Source organism: Nitrobacter vulgaris (assembly GCF_002028545.1).
GTDB classification, from domain to species: Bacteria; Pseudomonadota; Alphaproteobacteria; order Rhizobiales; family Xanthobacteraceae; genus Nitrobacter; species Nitrobacter vulgaris.
Genome location: NZ_MWPQ01000058.1, coordinates 95,861 through 107,292, shown reverse-complemented (window position 1 = coordinate 107,292; position 11,432 = coordinate 95,861). Strand labels below are relative to the sequence as shown.

The 11,432-nt window shown below is 60.0% G+C and carries 8 protein-coding genes, 1 tRNA gene and 3 pseudogenes; 5 read left to right on the top strand and 7 right to left on the bottom strand.

Going from position 1 to position 11,432, the window contains the following annotated elements:
- The first annotated feature begins 902 nt into the window (after positions 1-902).
- A complete protein-coding gene (locus B2M20_RS17055; RefSeq protein WP_079448219.1) occupies positions 903-1,994 on the top strand; it encodes an HD domain-containing phosphohydrolase in 1,092 nt (363 codons plus the stop codon).
- Between the two features lie 138 nt (positions 1,995-2,132).
- Positions 2,133-2,209 (top strand) — tRNA-Arg (locus tag B2M20_RS17050).
- 281 nt (positions 2,210-2,490) lie between these two features.
- Here the strand turns inward: B2M20_RS17050 and B2M20_RS17045 are convergent.
- From B2M20_RS17045 to B2M20_RS20420, 3 genes and pseudogenes are all read right to left on the bottom strand, one after another.
- Positions 2,491-3,654: a DUF2235 domain-containing protein gene (locus tag B2M20_RS17045; RefSeq protein ID WP_079448218.1), complete on the bottom strand. Its 1,164-nt coding sequence runs from the start codon at positions 3,652-3,654 to the stop codon at positions 2,491-2,493.
- A gap of 32 nt (positions 3,655-3,686) precedes the next feature.
- Positions 3,687-4,769 (bottom strand): endonuclease/exonuclease/phosphatase family protein, encoded by a 1,083-nt coding sequence (locus tag B2M20_RS17040; protein ID WP_139372940.1) that lies wholly within the window; start codon positions 4,767-4,769, stop codon positions 3,687-3,689.
- Between the two features lie 56 nt (positions 4,770-4,825).
- Positions 4,826-4,918 (bottom strand): annotated as a pseudogene (locus tag B2M20_RS20420) (pyocin activator PrtN family protein); the annotation flags it as partial.
- Between the two features lie 250 nt (positions 4,919-5,168).
- Here B2M20_RS20420 and B2M20_RS17030 point away from each other — a divergent pair.
- The 3 genes and pseudogenes from B2M20_RS17030 to B2M20_RS17020 form a co-directional block, all read left to right on the top strand.
- Positions 5,169-5,438: pseudogene (locus B2M20_RS17030) on the top strand (biopolymer transporter ExbD); the annotation flags it as partial.
- Positions 5,438-5,686: pseudogene (locus B2M20_RS17025) on the top strand (TonB C-terminal domain-containing protein); the annotation flags it as partial. The pseudogenes B2M20_RS17030 and B2M20_RS17025, both read left to right, overlap by 1 nt.
- 961 nt (positions 5,687-6,647) lie before the next feature.
- Entirely contained in the window at positions 6,648-7,895 is a 1,248-nt protein-coding gene (locus B2M20_RS17020; protein ID WP_079448217.1) for an outer membrane beta-barrel protein, read from the top strand.
- A 120-nt stretch (positions 7,896-8,015) separates the two neighbouring features.
- Here the strand turns inward: B2M20_RS17020 and B2M20_RS17015 are convergent, their stop codons facing one another.
- From B2M20_RS17015 to B2M20_RS17000, 4 genes are all read right to left on the bottom strand, one after another.
- Complete coding sequence (locus B2M20_RS17015) at positions 8,016-8,915, bottom strand: ABC transporter substrate-binding protein (RefSeq protein WP_079448216.1); 900 nt, start codon at positions 8,913-8,915, stop codon at positions 8,016-8,018.
- Between the two features lie 5 nt (positions 8,916-8,920).
- Positions 8,921-9,703: an ABC transporter ATP-binding protein gene (locus B2M20_RS17010; RefSeq protein ID WP_079448215.1), complete on the bottom strand. Its 783-nt coding sequence runs from the start codon at positions 9,701-9,703 to the stop codon at positions 8,921-8,923.
- Positions 9,700-10,719, bottom strand: a complete 1,020-nt coding sequence (locus B2M20_RS17005; RefSeq protein ID WP_079448214.1) for a FecCD family ABC transporter permease — start codon at positions 10,717-10,719, stop codon at positions 9,700-9,702. Before B2M20_RS17005 ends, B2M20_RS17010 begins: the two co-directional genes overlap by 4 nt.
- A 368-nt stretch (positions 10,720-11,087) precedes the next feature.
- Complete coding sequence (locus B2M20_RS17000; RefSeq protein ID WP_079448213.1) at positions 11,088-11,372, bottom strand: hypothetical protein; 285 nt, start codon at positions 11,370-11,372, stop codon at positions 11,088-11,090.
- Positions 11,373-11,432: the final 60 nt, after the last annotated feature.

Sequence of the window (11,432 nt, the reverse complement as noted above, 5' to 3'; positions counted from 1 at the left end):
GTCGGCGAGCTGAGGTGTGTAGAAGGGCCAGCCCCCCCCCAGGGCCGGGGGCCGTCCCTCATCACCGTCTCCCCCCCCCCCCCGCTACGCCGCTCAGCCCCGGCGACACCGTCCTCGTCGACGAACGCTGGTTCTGAGGCGCCGTTCTTACTCCTGAGATGTCCGGCGAAGAAGGCGAGGCGCGCACGCCGACCAGATCGATGGGCCGCGACATCTGACCTTACGGCGGGATGCAAGCCAATTGCTATTCCTCTCGACGATAGCCGCAGTTATCGCCACATCCAGTTATGGCCCCAATCGCCCTTCCAGCCCACGAGACGTCCTCTGCGGAACTGCAAATAGAGTCTATGCTTTTGGTTGAAGAAGCCGCTGGCGCTGAAGTTTCGGAGCGCTAGAAATACTTCGTCGCCGGGAGGGCCTTCAATGTAGTTCAGTGACCCGCCGAGTGCATATGCGGCAGTTATTTCATCCATACCGATAGCCAACGGGATGTTGTTTGAAAGCGTTGCCGTGAATGGCGGGGAAGATGTCGGCCCCACGACCGTCGGCTGCGCGTGTCCCGGAGCGGTCCAGGCCGTTAAAAATGCAACAAGGCATGTCGACCCGAAGACCCATCTCGACCCAAAGACCAATGTCCGCTGTTTCATGATGCCGCCTAGCTGGCACAAAAGAATGGAAATCATCAGAAATTCGCGACTCGCAATTCGCGAAAAGCTTTGATGCTGGGTTCTAACACATTCGCGCTTTGTCTCCACGCGTGTTGGCAGGATCAGTGATCATTCTCACCGGTCCGTTGAATTCCTGGCGAGCAACTTACGCAGCGTTAACACTACCCTTTAATCTTCGCGAATCTACTTATCGTCTAAAGTGACGAAGCGTTGGGCTGACACCAATGAGGACCGATGACGCTCACAACCGGATCGCGCACAAGGCGCCGCCTGCTTCTGGCGTCCGACCGGACCGACCGCAGCAGCGATTTGTGGGCCATTCTGCAATGCGCAGCCGACGTTGATACCACATTGACTTCCGGGATTCCGGACAGGCCGGACGGTCGATTTTCGGGCATCGTCGTCGATATCAATCTGCGTTCCCCCGAAAGCGTGCTGCAGGTACGCAGCAAGCTGTGCGCCGAGGTCTATCGATCGATGCCGCGGCTGTTCGTTCTTGCAGATGCCCTTCATCACGAATCGATGCAGGCGTGGGCGCTCGGCGCCACCGATACCATCTCGCGCCCGTTGGATGCGCAAGTCGTTCTACAGCGTGTCCGTGCCGCATTTCCGGACGACAACGATAGTGGCGCGGCGGCGAACGCCAACGTTCTGAATCGCGGTATTGCCGCAGCTCATGCCGTGCTGGTGAAGATCTTCGAGAATCTTCCAGCCGGCGTTCCGCTCTCATTCAGCGATGTCATGGAGGCGGAGCAAGAGATTTTGATGGCGATCAAGCTCTCCTCGTTGCGTGACTGGTTAGCCACCGTGGGCCGCCACCATACTCATACCTACCGTCACTGTCTGTTTGTCACAGGCTTCGCCGCCGCTTTCGCGCAGCAGCTCGGAATGCGCGAGGAAGATCAGCGCCGGCTTGCTCGCGCCGCCTTGCTCCATGATGTGGGCAAGGCCTTCATTCCCGTCGCGATTCTCGACAAGCCAGGTAAGCTCGACAACGAGGAGAAGAATGAAATTCGCCGGCATGCGCGCCTTGGCTACGAAGCCTTGCTGAGGCAGGGCGGCTTTCCGTCCGAGATGCTCGACGTTGTTCTGCACCATCATGAGATGCTTGATGGCTCGGGCTATCCGGATGGCCTGCGTGGCGATCAGATTAGCGACATCGTGCGCCTCACCACGATCGTGGACATTCATGCCGCGCTGGTCGAGAAGCGGGCCTATCGCCTTCCTTTCACGCACGCCAAATCCTTTGCGACCATGGAAGAAATGGGCGGCAAGATCGATCAGCATTTGCTGCAGGCGTTTCGTCCGGTGGCGCTAGGTTGTTGACCTGTCGCGCCGGGGCGCGTGCCCATCATCCGGACAGTCTCCATATCCGGGCAGTCTCCGAGCAGCCACGGTGATTTTCGAAGGACGGCGCGTCTGGGCGTTGCCCGCCTCGCGTCAATCGGCTAAATGGAATGCCTCGCACCCGTAGCTCAGCTGGATAGAGCGTTGCCCTCCGAAGGCAAAGGTCACACGTTCGAATCGTGTCGGGTGCGCCAGTTTCCCCAAATATAATCAAATAATTACGTGAAGTCATCTCACGGACGGTCAAGAACGAGATTGGAGTTGCAACCACATTGCAACCACGATGCTCACTGACCATTTCTGCGGCGCCCGTGTTGCTCCTGGTCCGAAGCACCCATGACGTTGACGGTCTCTGCGAGGTGTCGCGCTTCATCGGCCTGAGTGGCGTGAGATCCTGCGAAGCGGCGTTAGCAACGTACAAAGCGCGCAACGTCATCGTTCAGGATAAGGTCATGGGTTGCCGCGTCGGCCAACATCATGGCTCGATGTCAAATTCGCCCGGAAAGTTGACGGGCGCATAGTCAGGCGTCTGCGCCTTGCGATTGACAACGGACTGGTGAATGCGAGGTTTGATGGACGGATCGGCTAAAACTCTTGGCTCCCCATCGGGAATGTAGAACCCGAGAAGTTCGCGACGCTCCCATTCCTTCCACTTCGCCGATTTCGGCAGCCACTCCAGTATTTTCCAGGCTGATGTCAGCGAATCGTGCAGAGGCCCTTGCGCATCAGGCGCGACATAGGTGTTTCGCCCACCCTCGCGTGGCCGGCCGAGCACGAGGTGGTTTTTCATCGCGGTATTGATCTTCAACCCGTGGGTGACCGCTTCATCGATCATCCACGCCAACGGGAATTTGGAGAGGCCGCTTTCCGTCTCGGGGTAGCCGCCGCCAACGTCGGCATGGACGCCTGCGAACCAGACCTGCTTGATGTCCTGGGCCTGAGGCGACGCTGATGAATCGAAACGATTGGCGACGAACGGTTGCGGCGCGGTCCAGCGGTTGAGGCGGAACATGCGCCGGCGTTCGTCGATCGCCATCGCGTGGCGGAAGACCTCGACGCTCGGATTGACGCGAGTGTAGGGCAGCATCAGCAACGTCGGGATGATCCGGTCGCGACGTGGCACCAGCACCGAGGCGACCGTATCCCATGCACCAATGAACTTAATGGTGGCGCGGCGGCCGCCGGCGATCTGGCTAAAATTCCAGGCGATGCTGAGATCGTTCTCCTCGCTGGCGCGCTTATAGGCCGTCAGCGCGTAGTCCGCGATATTGAGCTGATCAGGCGGCAACAACCCGACCATGTGGATGAAGCCCGCCAGCGCGCGCACGGTGTAGGCGCCGCGGCTGAAGCCGAACAGAAAGATGGAATCGTCCTTCTCGTACTGCTGGGCGATAAACCGATAAGCGCCAAGGATATCGCCGTCGAGGCCATAGCCGGTGGCGAGACCGAACACTGCCTTGGTGTTCTGCTTCAGCCGCATCCAGGCGTCGCGACTGCCGATCGTGCCAATTCCAGGGTTGTAGTAGACGCGCTGATGCTCGTTCTTCTGAGCGATGCGAAACAGTTTGAGGACATTGGAAAGGTTGCCTTCGACCTCGTTGCCGGTGCCATCGCAGCAGATGACGATGTTCTTGCTCACGCGTACGACTCCTGGCCGGAAGACATGACCGGTCAGCTGTCGGATGTCGGCCCGGCCTCGGGGCGCGGACCCGACTCAGGAGCGAATGTCGCCAGGGGCGTCGCGCCGGCTTTCAAGCTGGTGAGATAGGACTCCGTGAAATCCATCTTGAACTCGGTCCACAGCGGCAGATGGTCCGACATTTGCCATGTGCGCCAAGTTCTATAGGCTTTGTTGTCCGTCTTCGCGTCCTTGCCGGTCTTGGTCTTGGTCGGCATTAAGGGTTTGTAGGCCTCATAGTCTGCTTCGTCGCGAAACACATAGTCCTGCCAGCGGAAGCAGCCGGCGTTCCTGATCTCGACCAGCTTGTTCTGCGTGCGCAACGCGATCTGATCGTAATAATTCGCGCTCGCCAGCGCGGTCGGCTTGCGCAGCTCGGCCGGCACCTCGAAGCCGCCGCCGAGCAGCGCGTTCATGGTCGGGTCGTCAGGATTGAGGATGTTGAAGTCGCCGAGGAGGATGTAGGTCTCGCCATCCTTCTTCTGTCGCGCGGTGAAGAACGATGCGATATCGGCGATCTCGCGTTTGCGCTGCGCGGTGTCCTGTGCTGTGCCGTAATAGATATGCACGGTGCAGATGTTGAACTTGAACCAGCCGGCCTGGAAGGCGACAAGGAATGGCGTGCGGTTGAACTGAGCAACCTCCTTGCCCTTCTTCGCCGGCAGCACGATCTCGCCGGCGACATGACGAAACCGGATTTTGCGGGTGTCGAAAACGAAGGCGAGCCGCTCCATGTTTCCGCTCTGGTCGGTGACGATATAGTCCCAATGCGGACCGAGCAGCTTCATGACCTTCTGGAAGTCGGTCATGTTCTCGTTGACCTCCTGCACCGCGACCAGATCGAAGGCGGAAATCACCTCAGCGATGTAGAGCAGAGACTCCGGCAGGCGTGGCGACGGGTTTAGCCGGCTGCCGCCGAAGTCTCGGATATTCCAGGTCGCGAGGTGAAAGGAATCCTGCTTGTTGTTGGGTGTTACGTTCTTAGCGAGACCTGTGCGCAACGCTAGCAAGCGGTCAATGGTACGGTCCCTTGTTCCGACATCCTTCCAGAACCGCAGCCCCGAGTATTGGACCATGACCATCCCCTTCGCTCAGTAGGCCGAAAACAATATGCTCGGCTGTGGAAGTACGATACCTTTCTGACGAGCTTCTCTGGCGTGAGGTGTCTGAGATAATCCCGGCACACAAGCTCTACCGGAATGACAGCTCGGCCAACATACTGCGCATGTCCAAACGCACCTCGTGCATCACGTCAACATGGTCTCGCGGTCGACAGGACACAGGATTCCTTCGGAGCCCGAGCGGGTCAATCGGAAACGGAGCGCAGATGGCTGGATCACAGCACATCACGCCCTGACCGCCTCGTCTCACGCGATCCATGCGCGGCGGCTGAAGCTTTATTTGTTTGTTACGCTCGTTTGCACCGCGGCTCGCGCAGACTTTGCTGGCCAATCGTCGCAAAGAACGCGACGGACTATGTCAGCATCAAGGCCGATCTTGCCGTCGCCATCGGCGAGACCATGGTCAAGCGCGTCGATCTGGTGCGGACGCTGGACAACACACCGAACATAACCAAGGACAGTTTCATCTTTCTGCGGGCGGACCGCGCGGTGCCTTACGGCGACCTGATGGACGTGCTGGAGATCCTGCGCGTGGGCGGCTTCACGAAAATCAAGCTGGTTGCGCTCGAGGGTGTTCCGGACGCCCAGTCCGTTCCGGCCGCGGCTAACGCAGCAAAGCCCTGAGCGTTGAGAATGCCCAGGAATCGGAGCGTTCGGTCGCGCCGCAGCAAGGCACCGGCGCAAGCGCGCGCCGGATCCTGGCCACCTGGCAGAAGGAATTGGTCGCTCATCTCGACAAGCACAAGCGCTATCCGCCTGAACACATCCAGAAAAACGTCGAGATCCTCGTCAACTTCGTGCTCGATCGCCTCGGCCATGTCGTGTCGGCCACCATCGTGAAGGGATCGGGTGATCCGGTCTTCGATAACGCAACCAAGCTGACGCCGACATAGGTGCTTAAGAAAGTAGCAGAATAGCTTTCGCACGCTTTATTCTGTTCAATTTTTTCCGATTGCATCGCGCATAACTCCCGCCGAGTAGAATGGCTCGGCTCATCTTGAATGAGATGGCCACAGCATCGCTTTGCCCAGAATCCACGCAGATCACTGCCCAAATTTAATGCCGTGCAAGCACCTAACGGGGTGCATAAGCGATGAAAGGATAACCGGAGTTCAGCATCCATTGTCGGCAGGCAATCCGGAGCGGGAAAATAGACGCGCGAAAACCCCCGCGCGGGCAGCGAAATGCGGCCGCCGCCAAATTTAGTTCTTGGTTTATGTTTTCTGGAATATCTCGTTAGAGCGGCTTGCCAGCATCACTCGTCCCAGTTCGCCTGCTTACCCAGGCGAGGCGCCGTCCTCCGAAAAATCCTGCATTTTCAGATCTCCAATGAGGCGTCTGGGGTCGGCCTATGGCGTTCCTATGCCGATCGATGAAATTTTATGCAGTGCTCATCGTCAATAGCTCCAGCCTCACTCCTTCCCTTGGAATTCAATCGACGGAAATCGCTGACATGAGGGGCTAAGCGAGGATGAACGGGCATCCCCGCCTTGGCAGTCCGTCTTAGGTGCTGCCAAAGGCCAAGTGCGAAGCAGACCGCAGCAATAGCGAGTGCCGATCGGCTGGCACATGTTTTGCTTTGTGTGGCGCGGGACACGTTCAAGAGCTGTCCCCTGGTGATCGCTCTGCGGGATCTGGTCCCAGGAAACGATAACCCGCCCCTTCGTCGCTTTCTTAGTTTGGTGAGGACCATGTCCAACGCTCAAGAGGACAACCGAATACACGCGAAACGGCCGCGGCGCCTTACGTACCGCCGAAAGATAAGGCGTCGCTTTTCCGCGACCCCTCTTAGTTCTCGCGCGCATTGACCCTTCCAAGGAGGGGAATGCACCGATGACATCACAATCGCCATATTCGCAAACACTTCAGACGTCCGGGCGCACCGCGCGTCGTCGATTCGATCTCGGGATCTTGCAATTCGCCCTCACGCTGGGCGGCTGCAGCGCGCTCTTCGATGTAGGAGTCGCGCACGCCGAGCCTCTTTCCACGCCCAGCTTTTCTGGCCCGCTTGTGCCAAATTCCGACCCCTTCTCGATAGATGCGGGTCAGCTTGGTTCGGTTTTCGTCGGCGGCCAACTGATCGGAATCGGCGCACTCCAAACTCATCCCACCCACGCCGGGGGGACCGGCAATGAGGGCAGTTTCGTCGATGTGACCAGCGCTCAGATCGAGCTTCAAACGACCAAGGGGCCGGTGCAGTTCTACATTCAGGGGGGCGCGTATTCTGTGCCAGTCCTCGGCTCCTCCTATCTGCAAGCGACAAAGGCGACAGGCCAGCTATATGGTCCAGTTTCTGTTGCTTATGCCAAGGCGGTGATCAATCCTGAGCTGTCAGTTGTAGCGGGCCACCTGCCAACTTTGGTGGGGGCCGAGTCGACCTTCACCTTCCAGAACATCAACATCGCGCGCGGGCTGCTTTGGAATCAGGAGAACGCAGTCAACCGCGGCGTTCAGATCAATTATGGGCACGGCCCGCTCAGCGCGTCAGTGTCACTGAACGATGGCTTTTTCTCAGGCACATTGAACTGGCTTTCGGGCGCGCTGACGTATGCGATCGATTCGTCGCATTCGATCGCCTTCGTGGGTGCGGGCAGTCTGTCGCCAAACGACAAATCCTCAACCGCAACGCCGCTATTGCAGAACAATAGCAGCATCTTCAACCTGATCTACACATACACCAGCGGCCCGCTAACACTCACGCCATACCTGCAATACAACCACGTTGGGCGTGATGATCAACTCGGAATCAATCGCGCGGCCGGCACCTATGGAGGTGCCCTCCTCGCCAAATACACGTTGAACCATGAGTGGTCCCTCGGCGCCCGCGCCGAATATATAAAGGCGACCGGCGGAACGTGTGGCGCCGACCCTAACTGCACGCCGACAAATTTGCTCTATGGGGCAAAGAGCGACGCCTGGTCGCTTACCATCACTCCGACTTACGAGAAGGGCTTATTCTTCGTGCGTGGAGAGTTGTCCTATGTCCGAGTTGGCCATCTCGAAGCCGGCTACGGCTTCGGCCGCGATCTCAACCAACGCGATCAGGTCCGAGCGTTGGTGGAGACCGGCATTCTCTTCTGACGGCTACCGGCGCAGCACGGTCGAGGGATCACGCCGCTCCGGCAAGGGCGTATGGACGCGCCTTCCGCGGTAAGCGGAGGAACCCGGCGCGATACCGGACGGCGTTTATGAGTCCTAAGCCTAGTCTCCGATTCGCTTCAGCTCCGCGATCAACCGGTCCAGCGCCTCGGCAAGCATCGGCCCGCCGCACACCGTGAGATCTTCAGGAATCACGATGCGCCGCGATGGCGGATACATCTTCTCCAGCGCCGGGTGCAACAGAAGCGCGCTGCCTTCGTCTTCGGCGACATCGCTGCCGTCCGATATCAGGATAAGATCCGGTCGAGCGGCAACAATGGTTTCAAGCTTTGCAAACCCGCCGTGCGTAATGCCAAGACCGGATGCCGCGTTCGACAGCCCGGTGACCGAGAGCAGTGCACTCGTGAGGCTGTTATCGCCCGACACCCAGCCGCGTCGCGACAGCGCCAGCACCCGATAGGGCCTGCGCGCCGCCGCCTCCTTTGCGCGGGCCACCGCAGCGTCGAGCCGCGTGATCTGGATCTGCGCGCGGTCCGGATGCCGGACAAGATCGCCCATCCGGCGAATCTGTTCCTTCACGTCATCGATCGATGTTGCGAGATCGAATTCGACCACGCGCATCCCTTGCTGCTTCAGCAGCTCCCGCGTCGCGCGCTTGGTGTACTGGGTGGCAACAACGACGTCGGGTCTGAGCATCAGCACGTCCTCCGCCTCGCCGGAGAGCCGCCGATACTTCTTTGCCTCGTCCGCGGCGTAGGAGCGTGCGGCATCGCGCGAATAAGGGCTAAGGCCGACGATCTGTACCGGGTCGGCGAGCGTCATCAGAAGCTGATCGGTGCACAGATTAATCGACGCAACACGCGGCAGATCCGCGGCGTGCGCGGGCGTGACGATGCCGACGGTCAAGGCCAGGGCGACGGCGACAAGATCACCGTTTCTCCGGGCGGCGAAACCGGCCCGGATCGCCTTACGAAAGCGATGCAACCTCGTACGCCGCAACATCGCGATCAAACTTCCGCCCACGGCACGAGGACGATTTCACGTTCATGGTCGGCACGATAGGTTCTGATACGAAAGACCTCGGACATGATGGCCTCCGAAAGCGCGTCGGCAGGTGGTCCCTGCGATACCAGACGCCCTTCGGACATCACCAGAATAATATCGGCGAAACGCGCGGCGAGCCCGAGATCATGCGTCACCACGACAACCAGCGTTCCGCTGTCAGCCGTTGCCCGCAGTTTGATCAGGATCTCGATCTGATAGCGTGGATCGAGCGATGCAGTCGGTTCATCGGCCAAAAGCACTGGCGCTTCCACCGCCAGCACCCGCGCCAGCGCGACCCGGCAGCGCTCGCCGCCCGACAATTCCGTCACGCGACGATCGCTCAAATCTGTCACGTCAGCCATCTGCATCGCCCGCATCACGGCCGCGGCATCGTGGTCGGTCAGCCTTCCGGGATCGATCGCACCGTGCGGGTATCGTCCAAGCGCCACGACATCCTTTGTCGGTAGCGGCCAATGTATCTGGTGACCCTGCGGCAGATAGGAAAAACGGCGCGCGCGTTCCTGAAGGCTTAGAGATGATAGCGCGTCGCCGCAAACTTCGATCCTGCCTTTCGAGGGCAGTAGTCCCGCCAGCACCCGCAGCAATGTGGTCTTGCCTGCACCATTCGGCCCGACCAGCGCGACAAGGTGCCGACCGGGGAGTGCCAGCGAAATGTCGTGCAGGACGACTCTCTTTCCGAGGCTCGCCGACAGCGACGATGCGACGAGAACAGCCGTCTCGCTCATGCCACTCCTCCACCCAGCGCCCGCCGCTCGCGCACGATCAGGTAGAGGAAGAACGGCACTCCGATCAGCGCGGTCAGGACGCCAACCTTGATGTCCGAGGTCGAGGGAATGACGCGCACCGCGATATCGGCCGCGAGCAGTAGCGCCGCGCCGGTCAGTGCGCTCGGTACCAGCAGCCTCGCCGGATCGTAGCCGATCAGAGGGCGCATCAGGTGTGGGGCGACCAGCCCAATGAAGCCGATGGCGCCGGCCACCGCGACCGCACCGCCAACGCCAAGGGCAACGCCAAGGATCGTCCACAACCGAAGCCGGCCGACGTTGACCCCCAGGCTGAAGGCGGCTTCTTCACCGAGACTGAGCGTGCAAAACGCATGACGCTGGCTCATCAGGGTGGCAGCTCCCGCGACGATGAACGGCAGCGCCAGCGTCACATGCCGAAAGCTGCGGTCTTCCAGCGATCCCAGCAGCCAAAATGCAATTTCCAATGCCGCGAAAGGGTTGCTTGACAGGTTCATCGTCAGCGACGTCGCCGCGCCTGCAAGAGCGGAGATCGCCAGGCCGGCGAGGATCAGGATCAGCAGACTCGTCTCGCGCCCCGCGATCACGAGCAGCACGAACACTGAAATAAACGCAGCCAGGATCGCCGCCATTGGCAATACAAAGGAATGAATGTCGGCCAATCCCAGCGCGATCACCAGCACCGCGCCGAACGCCGCCGCCTGCGGTGCGCCGAACAGCGAGGGCGATGCCAGGGGATTGCGCAGGAGTCCCTGCAGGGCGGCGCCCGACAAACCGAGAATCGCGCCGATCGCTATCGCGAGGATCGTACGCGGCAAGCGGATCTCCAGCACAATGATCCGCTGAATTTCGCTACCGCCGCCAAACAAGGCATGGAGAATCGTTGCCGGCGACAACGCCACAGGGCCTATTCCCAGCGACATCAGCGTCAACACCGCGACACCCGCGCACAGCGCGAGCGTCACGCTCGCTCGCTGGCGGTCGGCGACGGTCACCATGTGACGTTGTAAGCACGGCAAGCCGCGGGTCCGGCCGGCTCGGCAGCGCATTTCGCGAAACCCATGACGGCCCTTTATTTCTGCCCTGTCATTTTCTGACCCGCCATCGTGCGCCGGAATGCATCACCGGCTGATCGCTTTGCGGCTTTTATCTGCTTCCGCGCATGCATGCCATGTTAGCGTCCGGATGGACACGCATGGCCGCCAATGCTCTCGCGGCAGCAGTAGGATTGAGGACAAATCCCCGCACCGCGTTGCCGTTTCACCGCTTGGCGAGCTTGATGCGGTCCAAACAAGCACAGCGGAAGACCCTGCGCAACCGCGAACGTTCCTCCGCATCGCAGCTAATATAGAGCGTGCAATTGACTTCAGAATCGCGCGAGATAGCGGGGCAGTTCGTGCTCGAATTCCGGGAAGTAGTGTGAAACCACGGAAATATCGAAGCGAGCGAGGATCGACTCCTTGGGCTCCCGTTCAAGCAGGAAGCGAAAGGCGGCCTCGATGCAGCGTTCGGGCGTGTGCTTTCCGGCGGTCAACTGCTGGCTCTTGACTTCAGACATTGTAACGCGGTGACGAGTCTCGCCCTTTCCTTCGCGCACCACGACTTCGAAGCTAAGTGCGCCGCCGTCGTCCACCCGCCGAACCTCGATCATAGGTTGCTCCTATTCACCACTGCTCGTCTCGTCTCAGCCTCATCGTCCTGATATCGCGCA

Coding starts and splice junctions, on each gene's coding strand:
- B2M20_RS17000 (WP_079448213.1), bottom strand. CDS start 11,372: ATGATCGAGGTTCGGCGGGTGGACGACGGCGGCGCACTTAGCTTCGAA.
- B2M20_RS17040 (WP_139372940.1), bottom strand. CDS start 4,769: ATGGTCCAATACTCGGGGCTGCGGTTCTGGAAGGATGTCGGAACAAGG.
- B2M20_RS17055 (WP_079448219.1), top strand. CDS start 903: ATGACGCTCACAACCGGATCGCGCACAAGGCGCCGCCTGCTTCTGGCG.
- B2M20_RS17020 (WP_079448217.1), top strand. CDS start 6,648: ATGACATCACAATCGCCATATTCGCAAACACTTCAGACGTCCGGGCGC.
- B2M20_RS17015 (WP_079448216.1), bottom strand. CDS start 8,915: ATGTTGCGGCGTACGAGGTTGCATCGCTTTCGTAAGGCGATCCGGGCC.
- B2M20_RS17005 (WP_079448214.1), bottom strand. CDS start 10,719: ATGGTGACCGTCGCCGACCGCCAGCGAGCGAGCGTGACGCTCGCGCTG.
- B2M20_RS17010 (WP_079448215.1), bottom strand. CDS start 9,703: ATGAGCGAGACGGCTGTTCTCGTCGCATCGTCGCTGTCGGCGAGCCTC.